14 protein-coding genes are annotated in these 17356 nt (G+C 38.6%); 1 reads left to right on the top strand and 13 read right to left on the bottom strand.

Going from position 1 to position 17356, the window contains the following annotated elements:
- Positions 1–26 precede the first annotated feature (26 nt).
- A complete protein-coding gene (locus QM928_RS02565) occupies positions 27–647 on the top strand; it encodes a TVP38/TMEM64 family protein (RefSeq protein ID WP_281334666.1) in 621 nt (206 codons plus the stop codon).
- A gap of 286 nt (positions 648–933) precedes the next feature.
- On the opposite strand, the gene QM928_RS02560 is transcribed toward QM928_RS02565, so the two are convergent.
- The 13 genes from QM928_RS02560 to aroA form a co-directional block, all read right to left on the bottom strand.
- On the bottom strand, positions 934–2088 hold the full coding sequence (locus QM928_RS02560; protein ID WP_075232085.1) for an MFS transporter: 1155 nt from the start codon (positions 2086–2088) through the stop codon (positions 934–936).
- A gap of 390 nt (positions 2089–2478) precedes the next feature.
- Positions 2479–3405, bottom strand: a complete 927-nt coding sequence (ftsX, locus tag QM928_RS02555; RefSeq protein ID WP_075232086.1) for a permease-like cell division protein FtsX — start codon at positions 3403–3405, stop codon at positions 2479–2481.
- Positions 3398–4090, bottom strand: a complete 693-nt coding sequence (ftsE, locus tag QM928_RS02550) for a cell division ATP-binding protein FtsE (RefSeq protein WP_049548597.1) — start codon at positions 4088–4090, stop codon at positions 3398–3400. The genes ftsX and ftsE overlap by 8 nt, the downstream gene beginning before the upstream one ends.
- Before the next feature lie 15 nt (positions 4091–4105).
- A protein-coding gene (gene prfB, locus QM928_RS02545) for a peptide chain release factor 2 (RefSeq protein WP_414294423.1) occupies positions 4106–5201 on the bottom strand; the annotation gives its coding sequence in 2 pieces (ribosomal slippage) (positions 4106–5128 and positions 5130–5201; 1095 coding nt in all).
- 284 nt (positions 5202–5485) lie between these two features.
- Complete coding sequence (locus QM928_RS02540; protein ID WP_414294424.1) at positions 5486–8200, bottom strand: MBL fold metallo-hydrolase; 2715 nt, start codon at positions 8198–8200, stop codon at positions 5486–5488.
- Positions 8201–8239: 39 nt separating this feature from the next.
- Positions 8240–9052 (bottom strand): LicD family protein, encoded by an 813-nt coding sequence (locus QM928_RS02535; RefSeq protein WP_414294425.1) that lies wholly within the window; start codon positions 9050–9052, stop codon positions 8240–8242.
- Positions 9053–9094: 42 nt separating this feature from the next.
- Positions 9095–11251 (bottom strand): LicD family protein, encoded by a 2157-nt coding sequence (locus QM928_RS02530; protein ID WP_414294426.1) that lies wholly within the window; start codon positions 11249–11251, stop codon positions 9095–9097.
- 21 nt (positions 11252–11272) lie between these two features.
- Positions 11273–12244: a glycosyltransferase family 2 protein gene (locus QM928_RS02525; protein ID WP_414294427.1), complete on the bottom strand. Its 972-nt coding sequence runs from the start codon at positions 12242–12244 to the stop codon at positions 11273–11275.
- Positions 12241–13077: a LicD family protein gene (locus tag QM928_RS02520; protein WP_281334671.1), complete on the bottom strand. Its 837-nt coding sequence runs from the start codon at positions 13075–13077 to the stop codon at positions 12241–12243. The genes QM928_RS02525 and QM928_RS02520 overlap by 4 nt, the downstream gene beginning before the upstream one ends.
- Positions 13078–13220: 143 nt before the next feature.
- Positions 13221–14540: an LCP family protein gene (locus QM928_RS02515; RefSeq protein WP_414294428.1), complete on the bottom strand. Its 1320-nt coding sequence runs from the start codon at positions 14538–14540 to the stop codon at positions 13221–13223.
- Entirely contained in the window at positions 14537–15385 is an 849-nt protein-coding gene (gene pheA / locus QM928_RS02510) for a prephenate dehydratase (RefSeq protein WP_153224951.1), read from the bottom strand. Before pheA ends, QM928_RS02515 begins: the two co-directional genes overlap by 4 nt.
- Positions 15382–15858, bottom strand: a complete 477-nt coding sequence (locus QM928_RS02505) for a shikimate kinase (RefSeq protein WP_153224950.1) — start codon at positions 15856–15858, stop codon at positions 15382–15384. The genes pheA and QM928_RS02505 overlap by 4 nt, the downstream gene beginning before the upstream one ends.
- The gene (gene aroA / locus QM928_RS02500; RefSeq protein ID WP_414294429.1) at positions 15851–17134 is read right to left on the bottom strand and encodes a 3-phosphoshikimate 1-carboxyvinyltransferase; all 1284 of its coding nucleotides are present in this window, start codon (positions 17132–17134) and stop codon (positions 15851–15853) included. Before aroA ends, QM928_RS02505 begins: the two co-directional genes overlap by 8 nt.
- Positions 17135–17356: the final 222 nt, after the last annotated feature.

Genomic DNA, 17356 nt, shown 5'->3' with positions numbered 1-17356 from the left:
AATCATACTACACAAGAGGAGTTTACATGTCACACGATAAACAAATGAAAGCTGTTTCTCCCCTTCTACAGCAAGCAATTAATATTTCTTCCATCATCGGTGGAGTTGGTACTTTGATTTTCTGTATCTGGGCCTATCAGGCTGGAGTCTTGCATTCCAAGGAAACCCTATCTGCCTTTATCCAACAGGCCGGTATCTGGGGACCTCCACTCTTTATCTTTTTACAGATTTTACAGACGGTGGTTCCTATCATTCCTGGTGCTCTAACCTCTGTGGCAGGTGTCTTTATCTACGGTCACATTATTGGAACTATTTATAACTATATTGGAATCGTTATTGGTTGCGCCATTATCTTTTACCTGGTTCGCCTCTACGGAGCACCCTTTGTTCAGTCTGTCGTCAGCAAGCGTACCTATGATAAGTACATCGGTTGGTTAGACAAGGGTAATCGCTTTGATCGCTTCTTTATCTTTATGATGATTTGGCCAGTTAGTCCAGCGGACTTTCTCTGTATGCTGGCAGCTCTAACCAAGATGAGCTTCAAGCGTTACATGACCATTATCGTCCTGACCAAGCCCTTTACCCTGGTCGTTTACACATACGGCTTGACCTACATCATTGATTACTTTTGGCAAATGTTCGCCTGATCACTAAAAAAAGTTGATCAAAAACTCAATTTTATACTCAATGAAAATCAAAGAGCAAACTAGGGAACTAGCCGCAGGTTGCTCAAAGCACTGCTTTGAGGTTGTGGATAGAACTGACGAAGTCAGTAACATATATACGGCAAGGCGACGTTGACGCAGTTTGAATTTGATTTTCGAAGAGTATTATCAGAAAATAAAAAAAATAAAACGCATAGGATCAAGGTTTTTCAACACCTGATATTATGCGTTTTTCTGATTGTAAAGATTTTTTCTCAACCTCTTTTTGTTAAGCTTCTTTTTTCAATAAGAGAGAAACAAGGACTGATGTCGCAATCATCCATGCTCCTAGAATAATAAATGTCATTCGACCATTCGTTGTTACTAAGCCAATTCCTGAAAGAACAAAAGGTGTTAAGGAGGCACCAAAACTACATCCCAAAACCGCATAGGAAGTCGCTTTGTTGAGGAGCTTTGCAGGGATTCTCTCAGAAATTAACTGAAAGACTGTCGTCAGAGCAATGCTATAGGCAAATCCTCCTAAGACAGAACCTGCAACGACAACCCAAAGAGAAGGTGAAAGAGCGATGATGATTTGCCCAATACCAAAGGTTACACCCGCAACCAATAACAATTTTTCCTTAAAGGCGGAGATGAGGAAAGAAAAGCTAATTCCCGCCAGAATCCCAATCAACTGCATGGCACTGAGTACCAGACTAGACAACTGAGCATCTCCAAAGCCTGCCTCAATCATGAGACTAGGAATACGGAAGGTAATAGCTGTATTGGTACATACAATGACTGCAGCTCCGACAGCTAGGAAGAAAATCAGCTGTAGCATGGAGCGAGTTAGTTTCGCTGCTTCTTCTGTCTTTTGCTTGGACTCATGAACTTCTTCTTTGTTATAAGGGACAAAGAGAAGGAAGAGTACAAGAACCACTAGACCTGCAGCGTAGGCTAGGAAGGTTGCAGTCCAGCCAAAGGCCAAAAGCTGACCGACTGTCAAGGTCAAGATAGAGGCTCCCACTACCTCAGCTGAACCACGAAAACCAAGCATCTGGATACGAGTCTTGCCATGGTACCGTTCACTGATGATAGAGATAGCCTTGGCGTTTAGCATCCCCACACCAATCCCAAAAAGAAGACGAGTAGCAAAGACAAAGTAGTAATCCTGATACCAGAAGGGAGCTGTTCCACTGATTGACAAGATCAAGAGTCCCAAGGTCAACTGAAGTCGTTCAGGAAAAATCCGTTCTAAAACTCCATTTAAAAGGAGCATAGCCATAATCCCAAAGGATGGGAGACTGACTAGAAGTTCAACCTGACCAGTCGAATAGCCCTGATAATAGTCAAACATGGATGGTAGGGCACTTGATATTGAAAATGATGTGATCAATACTAACGATAGAGAAAGTATACTCACTTTTTCCAAAAATTGTTTCATTTTATCCTCATTCATTATTTATGTTAAGTCAAAAGAGCTAGATATTACTGTAGAAATAAAAGATTTCTTTCATCTAGTCCCTATAACTCTTTTAGCAAAAAGGTCCTTTCCTATCATACACTGTTTCCCAAAAATTGGCAAGAAACTGATACTCAATGAAAATCAAAGAGCAAACTAGGAAGCGAGCCGCAGGTTGCTCAAAACACTGTTTTGAGGTTGTGGATAGAACTGACGAAGTCAGTAACAAATATACGCCAAGACGAAGCTGACGTGGTTTGAAGAGATTTTTGAAGAGTATGGTTTATAAGTTCAACATAAAAAGTAGGACCATCTGACTCGGTCAAGCCTCGATGGTATCCTACTTTTATAGATTTTAGTAAACTATCTTACTTAGATTTTCAAGAATCGACGCATTGAGATTCCTGAACCAAGTGAACCGATACAGATTCCGATGAGGAACAAAAGACCAATCATCAATGGAATAAAAGCATCTGGGGTAATCAGAGATAGATTTTGTCCAACCAAAGATGGGTTAACTGATTGGTAGACTCGGTTATAGATAAAGTAAACCATGATTGATGGAATAGTTGCTCCTAATAGCCCAATGAAGGCACCTTCTAGCAAGAATGGACCACGAATGTAGCTATTTTTAGCACCAACCAAACGCATGATTTGAATTTCACGACTACGTGAAATGATAGTGATACGAATGGTATTTGAAATCAAGAAGACTGCGATGAAAATCAAGAGTCCTGCAATGACCAATCCCCAAACACGGATGAAGGAAGCCAACTTGAAGAGACGCTCCGTATTGGCACCACCGTCTTGAACCTCAGAAACTCCTTCGATTTTCTTAGCTTCTTCAGCGACTGGTTTCACATCACTTGGTGAATTGGTATCGACAATGTAGGCATCATGAAGTGGATTGGCATCTCCTTCAAAAACCTTCCAATCGTCACCCATGGTTTCAGTCAGCTTTTGGTACTGCTCTTCTTTACTTGAGAAGGTTACACTTTTAACAGCTGGCATAGCCTTGAGAGCATCATAAACCTTGTGGTAATCATTGTTTGTAACTGTCTGGCCTTCTTTGACGATGGTTTCACTATTGTCTTCAATATCCTTACGAACATAAACCATGACTCGGACGTTGTTTTCGATATCCGTTGCCAATTTTGCAGTATTAAAGATAACTGAGGCAAAAATAGCAACCAAGGTCAAGGTAATCATTACTGAACTGACAGCAGCAATGGTCATCCACCCATTACGCTTTAAACTCTTTAAAGCTTCGAACAAGTGGCGGAAAAATCTACTAATCATCGTATCCGTACTCTCCTTTCGCTTCGTCACGAACCACACGACCATTCTCGATGGCAATGACACGGTGGCGCAAGGTATTTACGATTTGGCTGTTGTGGGTAGCCATCAAAACAGTCGTACCTTGGAGATTGATGCGCTCCAAGAGGTTCATGATTTCCCATGAGTTATCTGGGTCCAAGTTACCTGTTGGTTCGTCGGCAATCAAAACCTTAGGATTGTTTACGATAGCACGCGCAATGGCGATACGTTGTTGCTCACCACCTGACAATTCATTAGGGAATGAACGAACCTTATGCTTCAAGCCGACAAGATCCAAAACTTCCATAACACGTTTTTTGATATTGCGACGGCTTTCACCGACAACCTCCATTGCGTAAGCAATGTTCTCATAAACGGTTTTCTTTGGCAAGAGTTTGTAATCCTGAAAGACAACTCCAACACTTCGACGAAGAAGCGGAATATCTTTCTTTTTAATCTTAACAAGATTAAAACCTGCAACTTGCAAACTTCCTTTTTCAACTTTAACTTCACGGTACAAGGCACGGATAAAAGTTGACTTACCTGCACCCGAAGGACCTACGATATAGGCAAATTCTCCTGGTTCAATTTTCACAGAGACGCCACGTAGGGCTGTTGTCCCGTTGTCATACTTTTTGACAACATCTCTCATTTCAATGATCGACATGTGACTTCCTTTCTTTTAACTAATACGCCATTTTAGATAAGCATCGATGAAACCATCTAAGTCCCCATCCATGACCTTATCTACCTGCGCAACTTCAAAACTGGTACGGTGGTCTTTCACCATGGTATAAGGGGTGAATACATAGGAGCGAATCTGGCTTCCCCATGTGATTTCTTTCTTGTCCCCCTTAAGGGCATCTACCTCAGCAGCTTTCTTTTCCTGCTCCATCTGATAGAGTTTTGCCTGGAGCATCTTCATCGCACGGTCACGGTTTCCGTACTGAGTACGGTCAACGGTTGATGCAACGACAATCCCTGTCGGAATGTGGGTCAAACGGACACCTGTTGAAACCTTGTTGACGTTCTGTCCACCTGCTCCACCTGAGCGGAAAGTATCCATCTTGATATCATCTTCTCGAATATCAACTTCAATAGTATCATCCAACTCTGGCATAACTTCTACAGAAGTAAACGAGGTGTGACGACGCTTAGCTGAGTCAAATGGCGAGATACGTACCAGACGGTGAACTCCCATCTCTGACTTGAGAAGTCCATAAGCATTTGGCCCTTCAAAAGACAAGGTCACTGACTTAATACCTGCTTCATCACCAGCTTGATAATCCAAGACTTCAACCTTGAAACTTTTGGCATTACCATAACGAGTATACATACGAAGAAGCATATCGCCCCAGTCTTGGGCTTCTGTTCCACCAGAACCTGGGTGAATCTCTAAAATAGCATTATTATGATCATAAGGCTCTGACAAGAGCAGAGTCATCTCGTAGCTAGTCATCATCTGATCTAGCTCAGCTAACTTCTCCACCAACTCATCCTTAACAGACTCATCCTCTGCTAAAAAGTCTAGTAAGATTTCAGCTTCATCCTGCAACTCCTCCATCTTGTGGAAAGTATTGTAGGTATTTTTTAGTTCATTTAATTCTTGCGACGTTTTTTGGGCTGCAATATTATCGTTCCAAAAATCAGGTTCTGTCATTTTGTTTTCCAAAATGGCAATTTCTTCTTCTAACCCTTCGAGGTCAAAGAGACCCCCTAAAAGAAGCTAATTTTTCACGATTGGCGTCAATTTTTTGACGAATTTCTGAAATGTCCATATATACTCCTTTTTTGTATCGTTTTATTATACCATAATTTTTCTTATTTATCTAATCGGTGTTTTTTAAAATTTCTTATCAAAATATTTCTATTTGAAGACGAGAGAGGTATTCTCAATCATTTAGTGTGTGAGAAATCGAAAAACATCTCAGAGCTGATCAAGTTTCTTGTCCAAAAAACATTGATTGATTCTCTGAGATGTATATAAATACTATTTTAAAAGAAAAGTATCTGACAGGTCTGAACACAGCACCTAATCAACTTTCTAGCAAAGCAACTAAGATTATTCTTTATCTGCCTTCAAAGTCGGTTTTGTTTCAGCAGCTTCATCTTTTTCAGTCGCTTCTGCTGATTTTTCTCCCTTCTCTACTGGCTTATCAGAATCCTTCTTAGGATCTTCTTGACTTCCCTGAACTTCTACTTTATCAGGATTCAAGCTCCAAATGCCATCTTGATTGACCTTGTAGCCATCAGGTGTTGTGCCATTTCTCAATAAGGAACCATCTGCTTGGAAATAATACCAGTTGCCATTCAGTTGTTTCCAACCAGTCTGCATAGCACCACTTGCATTGAGATAATAACGAGTGCCATCGACATCTAGAAGACCGGTTGCCATGACACCATCATCAGGTTTGAGATAGTACCAAAGTCCTTTGTCTTTGAACCAACCTATCTTCATGGCTCCACTTTCTGTAAAGTAGTAATATTGGTTATCTAGCAATTTCCAGCCTGTCTCCATAGCGCCACTTGCATTGAGGTAATAACGAGTGCCATCAATTTCTTGAAGACCTGTTGCCATGACACCATCATCAGGTTTGAGATAGTACCAAAGCCCTTTATCTTTGAACCAACCTGTCTTCATGGCTCCACTGCTTGTGAAGTAATAATAATGGTTGTTCAACAATTTCCAACCAGTCTCCATAGCGCCGCTTGCATTGAGGTAGTAACGTGTGCCATCAATCTCTTGAAGACCGGTTAGCATGATACCATCTTTATCTAGATAGTACCAAGTATCCTTATCCTTGATCCAACCTGTTTTCATAGCTCCACTGCTTGTGAAATAACTATAATGATTGTCAAACCATTTCCAGCCTGTCTGCATGGCTCCACTTGCATTGAGATAATAACGAGTGCCATCAATCTCTTGAAGACCGGTTAGCATGATACCATCTTTATCTAGATAGTACCAAGTATCCTTATCCTTGATCCAACCTGTTTTCATAGCTCCAGAACTTGCAAAATAGTTCCAATGACCTTCAATCATGGCCCAACCAGTTTGCATAGCCCCACTTGCATTGAGGTAATAACGAGTGCCATCAATCTCTTGAAGACCCGTTAGCATGACACCATCTTTATCTAGATAATACCAAGTGTCACCATCCTTAATCCAGCCTGTTTTCATCGCTCCAGAACTTGCAAAATAATTCCAATGACCTTCAATCATGGCCCAACCAGTTTGCATGATCCCATTGTTATCAAAATAGTAGGTTACTCCATTGATTTTCTTCAAGCCCACTGTTCGAAGACCATCTTCATCATAATAATACCAGTTTGAACCTAGCTTTTGCCAGCTTGAAGCTGTCCCTTCTGTTTGCAAAGCACCGCTACTTGCAAAGAGCATCTTCTTACCTTTGAAGACTTGTAAACCAGTAAGCATTTTACCATCTTTATCAAACAGATACTTTTGCCCACCAATTTCAGCTAATTCATTGTATCGTCTTGCACCATTCGACTGAATATAGTACCAAGTATTATCATGATAGAACCAACCACCAATATGCATTTTACCATCTGTATTAAGATAATACCAGTCGCCGTCACTATGTGGATCCCAGCCGTCATTTACATGCACCCATCTACCAGACTGCATTTGACCTTTTCCATTAAAGAAATATGTTGCTCCAGAAATTTCTTTCCAACCGATAGCCATCTGACCATCTTTCAAACGATATTTCCAATGGCCATCTTCTTGATACCATTTCTCATCAACAGTAGGAATATTTGGAAAATCCCCTGAAACGTTTGTAAATCCTTTATCACTAATATCAAACACAGTCGCATCCTGAGTTTGACTAGATGCGTGAATCACTTGGATATTTTTCTTTTGAAGATAGTCTCTCGTTGAAGCGAGGTTAATATCTCCTCCAGTTGTTTGGATGACCATACTAGGAGAGAGATGGTCTATAAATCCAATTGTATTGGAAATCTTGGCATCGTAGTGATGATTCCATTTCATCATATCCACTTTTCCAATAACAGGTCCTAATTTATCTTCAGCTCCCTCAGCATTATCCAAATCACCACCAAGATAAATTCTTTTTCCTGCTACAGTCACTACTGCAACAATTGAATTGGAATTATCATCAAGAACTCTTTTTAGGTTTCCATCAGCATCATATTCATTTTTATAATTATAAAGTTGAATATCCATATCCCCAAATTTAAAATGGCTATCTTCATCCTTTATATCTTGAATAAGTTTAACTCCCTTGTTCTGTGCAGCGCGGAGAGCATTATCGTAATTGAAAAGATTATCCCACAATCCCCAAGTACTTGTAATTCGTTTATCCGAATATTTTTTCAAATAAAATTTATCAACCTGATAACGATTAAGAATTTCATCTGCTCCACCTATATGGTCACTATGAACATGAGTTCCTAGTATAAAATCCAATTTCTTTACACCTAACTGATCAAGGTGGCGAATCAAACGATCTTCCATGACCTGATAATTTCGAATGGATATCCCCCAGCGAATTGGATAGCGTGGATCCGAACCATCCGGGAAATCATAATCTTCTCCCATATCAATCAAGGCATAATGACCATTACTTTCTAGTAGGATAGCATCACTTCCAGATTTAGCTTTTGTATTGATAAAATGGATTCGATTCCCTGCACCTGCTGAGATAGTATCTGCATTGACTGTCGGTGCTTGAATTATTGATGCCACTAAGAACAAGGCACTGAGTAATATTGATTTTTTAATAGATTTCATAATACATCAAACTTTCTCTATTTCTTCCAGAATTTTTCCTTAATCAATCCAATAATTCTTATCTCCTCCTGGAACTTGTTGCTCAATAGGGGGTGGAGTCATATAGTTTTCTCCAAATTCATAAACAAGTATTTCATGGTATTTTCTAGGAGCCTTTACTACGATGTTTTCGTATGGTAGATCAATCAGATCATAGAGCCATTCTTTTTTGATTCCCTCTGGAAAGCTAGGATCAAATATCGTACAAGCAAGATACTTAGATTGATCTAAACTATATTTCAAAGCCAGATTCTCTAGTTTTTGATTCCAAGTTTGTGGGGAACTTAGTTGAAAAATAGTTGACCCAATGTAGCGAGGTAGATTTTTAAGTCCCCCATTCTCAGACTTAATCCCCTTAAAATTTAAAGAAGAGAGGCGAATAAGATATTGGTAGAGTTTCATTTTTTTACGGTCACTTTTCTCCGTTGCAACACCATCATACGGAAATACATCAACACAGGTTCCTAACACAACCGTAGAATCTCTAAGATTGGCATCTCTACGTGTTCTTATATCATAGACTCTCATATAACTATATGGATAGCCCTTTGTTTCTCTAAAGGAAATCATTTTATAGTATGGATGATTTTCATTTTTTAAAACCTTATAAAGTTTTTCAAATTCATCCCGAGCTAAGGAAATATCTGTATCATCATCCCAAGGAATAAAACCTTGGTGACGTACAGCTCCTAGCAAGGTTCCAAAATCGATGAAATACTTAATATCATGTTTTTCACAGATTTTATGTAAATACTCTAGAATATCAAGTTCTACTTGCTTGATTTCTTCTAAGCTTAAAATTCTCTCAGACATCTTTGTCACTCCTAATTTTTGCTCTTTTCTAAGACGAAAAAATTATCCATTCTCTATAATTTTCCATAGTTTGAAATCATGGTGAGAAACTTGTTGCTCTACTGGTGGCAACTGCATGTAGTCCCCATAATCTGAAGTGAGAATTTCATGGTAGTGGTTTGGTATCATGAATTCCTTACCTTCAAAATTGCCAGTTTCAACATTTTCTAACCATTCGCGTTTCCAAACAGGTTTATTCATATCTTTATAAATAAGGTAGTCTACTTGTTCATAATCCTCTACTTTTCTAGATTTTGCTAATTCATCGATTTGAGAAACATACTTATTTGTGTTTGTGAAATAAAAGATCATAACAGAAATATAGCGAATCATTGAATTGACTACACTTTTAGTATTCGTAATTCCTTTGAAAGTATAACAACTTAATTGACGTTTTTTAATGATTTTGGTCATTTTATCCTTAAACGCCTGATCATCTTCATAACCATCTACAGGGAAAATATCTACATAGATCCCCATATTCGAATCAATTCGCACATCCTCCTCGACTAGATAGGTCTGATTATCTTTGATCTTCATGAAAGGATAAACATAATTGATATTATTTTTATAAGACATGAGTTCATATCGTTCATCTGGATGTGCAATCAGATAATCTTGTAATTTTTCATAATCATCTCGAAGCATACAAATATCCATATCGTCGTCCCAAGGAATAAAACCTTTATGACGAACTGCCCCAATTAGACTACCATAAGCTAAGAAATATTTGGCACCAATTTTCTGACAAACTTCATGAATGTACTCCATAATTCCTAATTCCATTTTTTGAATTTCGGAAATATCTGTTACTTCCTCATAGCGGATACTTTTTTCTTTCAAACAAATCGTTAAACCATAACCAATTACTAACCAGAAAATTATGTTGATAAAATTTGTGGAGTAGATGATCTGACTTTCAAATAATTGACCAAATAAAATCCCAAAAAATAGAATTATAATTAATTTTTCATCATTTTTCTTAGTCACAACTAAATAAGTTATAAAACGTAAACTTACATAAGCGATTATGAGTATGAAAGAAATGAGTCCTAATAATCCAGAACTTACAAAAATTGTAATCAATATATTATGGAAATTACCACCAATTAGTGAATTTTGAATTTCAAATTTGCTAAAGTACTCTGTATAATAATCAGTGACGTTTCGAACACCATATCCAAATAATGGTTTTGCACTTCCCATTTTAATAGCATTTTCCCAAATATAAGTACGTCCGCTTGGAGTTGTTTCGATTAGGTGAAGTTCACCATTTTTCTTAGCTACGTCCGAATCTGTCTCAGAATAAGACTCACCTTTATTTAAGTCAATGACTGTTGCCTTAGCAGCTAAAATATATACTGAAGTTACATAACTAATACCAATATTGCTAGCTACAATTAAGGTACCAGCAACCAGAAATGTGAGACATTTTTTCAGTAGATTTCCTCTGGCAATAAAAAGCGAATAAAATCCCAGCATTAAAACGGCTGATAATAAGGCACCTCTACTTTGCATAGCCGCAAAATTTAGAAATTGAATTACATTATTTATCTTCAGATAAATCGAGTACTTACTTCCTTTGTGGATGAGATACAAAGCAAAAACAATACTAATATAAGAAAAAATAGCACTTGCATTTGGGTTAACAACTCCCCATAAACGACCATTCATAACACCATAATAATAGGAGTGTTCTCCAATTTTAAATAATATTAAAATTCTAAATATTAAAAGAACAAAGGCAAATATAGCAGAGAAAAAAGAAACAAATTGAACCGTTCCAGCAATCAAGCGAATTAACTTCTTAAGATATTCTGAATTCACCATAGTAAATAGCAAAATGTAGGCTATCATAAAGAAGATTTCAATCATATTCCCAAGCAAGTGACCCGAACGATTAACCACTGTTGCTACTAGATGACTACCTGCTAAGAGTCCAAATAAACCTAGATATTTCTTATCAATTTCTATTCGTTTCCAATTTAAAAATAAGGTTAAACAAATACAAAGAACAACAATTGCTGACAATCCTTTATAAATAGGACTTGTTACTTTATACACTAGTGAACTCATGCTTAAAATCGAAATAAAAACAAACAGATATGAAATCCAAAATTTTGATTTTTCAAAGCATTCATTCGTTTTTGAAAAATTCATTTTCAACTCCTTTAAATGACATTATTGATTTAAGCCGACGATTTGTCTATAGATCCATGGAGAAACAAGGAGGGACAAAACGGCTATTTTTCGAAAATTAGTAAAATAAGGATCTTTTAATATCTCAGATAAATGTTTAATAATCCACTTTCTCAACTTAATTTTTTCTGTTGGATATTGACTTGAATCTGTAAAGATTATTTTATCGTACACTGTGATATATGACCAACATTCTCTATTCACTAATTCAGTTTTTAGTTTTGGAAATATTTGAAAAACTTCAGAAATAATAATTTTATAGACCTCTATGGTATCAAATACATGATCGTTGACAGAAGTTGTTGCACTTCCCTGACGATGATCATAATAGTAGATTGGTTTATCAATAAATACACTAGTACATCTGGTTTTTAGTAAAACTTCTGTTAAAAACAAAGCATCTTCAGCCAAATGATAGTCTGTATTGAATGTAAAACTTGAAACAATCTCTCTTTTAAATAATTTTGCAACAGGGAAAAAAGAAGTTCTAGTTGTCGTCAATAATTCTCTCATCGTCTGCTCTGTCGACCACTTCTCTTCTTTTCCTGAAAAATCCGGTAATTCTGTAATTTGACCATTTTTTATATGATGGAGACGTGCTATACTAAAACCTATAGACTCGTCACTGTCAACTACACTTATTAAAATTTCCAAGTAATCTGGTGTAATAAAATCATCACTATCAATAAAAGTAATCCATTCTCCTCTTGAATGTTGAATACCTATATTTCTAGCATTCGAGACTCCTGCATTCTTAATATGAAAAACTTTGATATTTTCATTTTTAGATGCCAACTGATCGCACAAGGCACCACTCTGATCTGTCGAACCATCATCAATAAGAAGCAATTCAAAATTGGTATAAGTCTGCTTTAAGATTGACTCAACACATCGTTCCAAATAAGCTTCTACATTATAGACTGGAACAATAACGCTAATTTTTTCTTTCATCATGCTCCATATTCTCCCTTATATTCAGTGTAACTCTTATCCATATCTGCTATAAGGGCATCGTGGTGAGGCACTTGCTTGTCTGCCGGCGGTGGTGTCATGTAGTCACCAAAAGCTGTGCTGAGATAGGCATCATAACCAACTGGAATAGGCATTTCTGTTCCTTCGAATGGTAGGAAAATATTATCTTCAAATGCTTGAATTGGATATTTCTTTTTCATGTATCCTGGACCTGAGCATAATTCCGTGATGCCATCACTTTCTGCTAGACCATACTTGGTCATTTCTTTCTCAGCTTTTTTCCAGATACGATAACGAAGGGATTTAGGAGTTAATCCTAATAAAATAGTGCTGCCCCATTTCATGAGGGCTCCATGTTTTTCTGGAATGGTTTGTGCACAGAAGAGGGAATAAATCAAAGCCCAACGTACTTGTTTCTTACGTTCAGCTGGATTTTTAGGGTAGTAGTCCAAGGGAAGAACATCCAGAGCCAAGCCGTGTGGGAGGTCCAAATCTTGTTGGTAAGGCTTGATGCAAGTTGTTTCCTTGTCTCGAATAGTGATAAAGAGGTTGCGGTCAACAAAGTCTCTATCACTTTTTGATAGGAAGTAACGCTTATCCGCATAACGAGGCCATAGCTCTGCTAATTTTTCATAATCCTTGCGAGGCATAAAGAAGTCTAAATCATCATCCCAAGGAATAAAACCTTTATTTCGTAGAGCTCCAATAGCTCCTCCACCACACAAATAACAGAGTAAATCGTGTTCTTTACAAAAGGCGACAAAATATTCAGCCATCTCTAAGCTACGAGTTTGAATTGCCTTTAAATCACTCATCTTATTCTCTTCCTCTCCTGATAGAATACATCATTCTATTATACCATAAAAAACGTTTATAAAACCATCTAACCATGTTAAAAATCAAAGCCCGAGACACCTGTTGCCATAGGTATACCAAGCTCTGATTCGTTTTTTTCAGTTTACCTAAATCCCATCTGGGCCAGTTTATTTTGGTAAGCTTTTTGGTCCACTCGAAGGGATTGACCACCGTATACGTCAAAGTCGTCTACCCAGTCTCCAAGTTCTGGAACTGTCAATCTTTCAATACCATTCTGACCTCCTTCAAGGACTGATAAGCCATTGGTCAATAAGAAAGTATATGGAAGGTTTGTAGAGGTCATGGCAAATACTTTTCCTAGTGCTTCTGAGCCCGTGAAAAGTTTTGTCGGATCTTTAATCTGCTGCAAGACAGCTGTCATGACCTGCTGTTGTCGACGAGTACGGCCATAGTCCCCCTCATCATCATCACGGAAACGTGCATAGTTGAGAAGAGTCGAACCATTCATCTGTTGTTTCCCAGCTCGAATAGTTTGAGTCGGTGACTCAGTTTCCGTTGCGTGCAAGTCATCTCCTACAGTCGCTTCTGTAACTGGAACCCCATTTAGAGTTGAAAACTGAGCATCAATAGTCACACCATCAGGGAAAAGCGTATCAATGGCTGTCGCAAAGGCTTGGAAATCGACAAGGGCATAATATTTGATGTCTAGATCAAAATTATCCTTGAGCACCTTTCGGACCATTTCGGCTCCTTGTTTACCTTCTTGTTCCCCTAATTCGTAGGCTAAGTTCAACTTATGGTCTGCTTGTTTTTGACCGTTAATAACTTGGCTATATCCATCGATATAAACTAGGTTGTCCCGCATAAAACTAACCAGCTTAAGCTTCTTATCTTTACCACTAACATTCAGAACCATGACAGAATCCGTCCGTGTTTCTGCACTATTCTGTCCGATACGGCCATCTGTTCCCAAAATAAGAATATTAACACCATCTCGGGTATCCTGTCCATTAAAAACCTCAACCTGAGCAGCTTTGGCATCTTTGGGCCCATTTGAGCTATTAGGATTCGCCGATTGGAATCCCTTTAAGAACATGACGATCATTCCAACTGCTACACAAAGCAATAACATCCCTAACCAAGCAAATAAGCGTTTAAAACGAAAACCTCTTTTTTTCTTTGGCTTCTTAGCTTTTGGAACCTTTGTTTCCAGTTGAGCCCCACCACTACGGCGGCTAGAACGGCTACGATTAGCATAGGTTGGCAGGTCGATACCAGAGTCTGAAAGAAGTTGTTCTTTGGCTTCTGGATTGAAAACTTCCTCTGTACCTTTTTGACCTTCTAACTTAGCATGTAAAAAGTCAAATTCTCTCTTTTCTTTCTCATTCAAATAATGAATATTTTTCAAAAGATAGTCATATCTCAGTTTTTCATGGTGTGTCAAAGGATTCTCTCTAGTCATTCCTTCTCCTTTCCTTTATCCTGTATTGTATAGATAGGATAAGCACCTAGTACTTTATACTGGATTCCAATCGTTTCTAGTTCTTTTTGAGCAAAATGGATCAGTTCTTTATCAGTATAAGCGACATCAATGATAAAAAAGTATTCGCCCAAGGCTGTTTTTAGAGGACGACTCTCAATTTTAGTCAAGTCAATCCCGCGCCATGCAAAGGTAGAAAGTGCTTTGTATAATGCACCTGGAAGATTATCTGGCAAGGTCAAAGCTAGACTCATCTTTTCAGAACCTGCATTCAAGGGGATTTGTGGTAATTTAGGTCCCAAAACCCAAAAACGAGTAAAATTGGCTTCCATTTCTTGAATATCTTGAGCGATGAGTTCTAAACCATATTCCTCTGCAGAACTTCTTGGGGCAATCGCCGCAAATGGTTGATCAGGATGCTCAGAAACATAGCGCGCAGCGTAGGCTGTACTGGCAGTGACTTCTAGTTGCGCATCTGGATAATGCTCGTCAATAAATTTCTTCCCTTGTGCCAATGCTTGTGGGTGAGAAAAGATTTTCTCAATTTTAGATTGCCCTGGCACTGCCATCAACTGTTGGTGGATTGGCTGAACAATCTCTGCCACAGCTTGAATGCGAGCCTGATGGAAAAGATAGTCCAAAGTCTCATGGACACTACCTTCAATGGAATTTTCAACCGGCACTACTGAATAGTCTACCAATCCCTGTTCATAGGCCTTGATAACATCTGTAATATTTGAAAAAGGCTCTAGTTCCTCATGTGGAAAAGCCGTCTGCACAACATGGTGCGAAAAAGATCCTTTGGGACCTAGATAGGCAATTTTCATATCAATTCCTCAATAATTTCCTCTGGGATTAGCTTGGACACATCGATAACTTTACTAGCCACTTCCTCATACCAAGCCTGTCTTTCATTAAAAATTGCAGCTAAATCTTCCTTGCTATTGTTTAGAAATAGCGGGCGTTGATTGTCCTTATCGGCTGAAATTCGCTGGTAAAGGGTCTCAAAATCCGCTTTTAGGTAGATATTCTCTGGATTTTGTTTGAGCAAGGCACGATTTTTCTGAGAAATGACCACTCCACCACCAGTAGACACGACTTGGTTCATTTTTAGTAGGTCAGCCAAAACTTCTTCTTCTATCTGACGGAAGGCTGCTTCTCCTTTTTCTTCAAAGAAACGAGCAATTGGCATCCCCAGTCGGTCTTCAAGCAAGGCATCCATGTCTACAAAGTCAGGATCTAATCCTCTAGCAATAGTAGATTTTCCTGCACCCATAAAACCTAGTAAAACCTTAGCCATGGATCAAGGTCTCCAAATCATCAAAGAAGCTTGGATAGCTAGTATTGATAGCTTCTGCACGGTCCAATTCGACTTCTCCATCTGCAACTAAGAGAGCTGCAATGGCTGTCATCATACCGATACGGTGGTCTCCAAAGGTGTTGACTCTGGCTCCATGGAGGACAGATTTCCCTTTGATTATCATTCCGTCTGCTGTAGGAGTGATAGTTGCCCCCATGCTATTTAAAGCATCTGCGACAACTTGAATGCGGTCCGTCTCTTTGACTTTAAGTTCTTCAGCATCTTTGATAACCGTTTTCCCCTGAGCTTGGGTAGCAAGGAGCGCAATAATCGGCAATTCATCAATTAAGCGTGGAATCAAAGCTCCACCAATCTCTGTTCCCTTCAAATCTGAAGTTTCAACAGTCAAGGTTGCAGACTTGGCAATTGGATCAATATCAGTAAGTTCTAGTTTCCCACCCATAGCACGGATAACATCGATGATACCTGTACGTGTTTCATTAATACCAACATTCTTAAGCACCACACGAGAATTTGGAACAATCAAACCTGCGACTAACCAAAAGGCTGCACTGGAAATATCTCCAGGTACGACAACTGTTTGTCCACTTAGTTTCTGTGGCCCCTGAACTGTGATTTTCTTACCATCGACACTCAAGTCTCCACCAAATTGACGCAACATATCTTCTGTATGATTACGAGTGCACTCCTTCTCAATGATGACAGAATGACCCTGAGCCTGCAAAGCTGCAAAAATTAAGGCTGACTTAACTTGAGCAGAGGCAATCGGCAATTCATAATGAATAGGTGTTAAATTTTTTGTACCTTTTAAGTGCAACGGTGGCAAGTCTCGCTCTGTCTGACCAGAAATGCTAACTCCCATTTTTTTCAAAGGAAGGGTCACACGGTCCATAGGACGTTTGGAAAGACTATCATCTCCAAACATCTCCACTTCAAAATCTGCACCAGCAAGGACGCCTGAAATCAAACGAATAGAGGTCCCCGAATTCCCCATATCGAGAGCATTCTTAGGGGCTTTCAATCCATCCATACCAACACCTTGAATGGTAACGATACCGTCTTTGTCCTCTATCTCAACACCGAGGTCACGAAAAACTTGCATGGTTGACAAAACATCTTCACCACGTAAGATATCATAAACTTTAGTCTCACCCTCAGCCAAGCTCCCAAAAATGATAGAGCGATGACTGATGGACTTATCCCCTGGTACTCGAATACTACCATTCAAATGGTTAATGTTTGTTTTTAACTTCATACTAGACCTCATACTGACAATACTTTTTCTTATTTTATCATAAAAAGTCAGAAATTTCTTAAAAATTCCTGACTTTATGAGGTAAATTCTTATTTCGTAACTTCTCAAAGTAACTTCCATCTCTCCCCCAAAACTGGAAGTTAATCTCAGATGACGAATTATGCTAGAATTAAGTCTGAGACTTTTCGTGAGGAGGCACCTCATGACGAAAAAACAAAAACA

Source organism: Streptococcus infantis (assembly GCF_047460405.1).
Taxonomy (GTDB): domain Bacteria; phylum Bacillota; class Bacilli; order Lactobacillales; family Streptococcaceae; genus Streptococcus; species Streptococcus infantis_Q.
The sequence above is the reverse complement of the archived record's forward strand: the minus strand, read 5'-3'. Positions and strand labels throughout refer to the sequence as shown.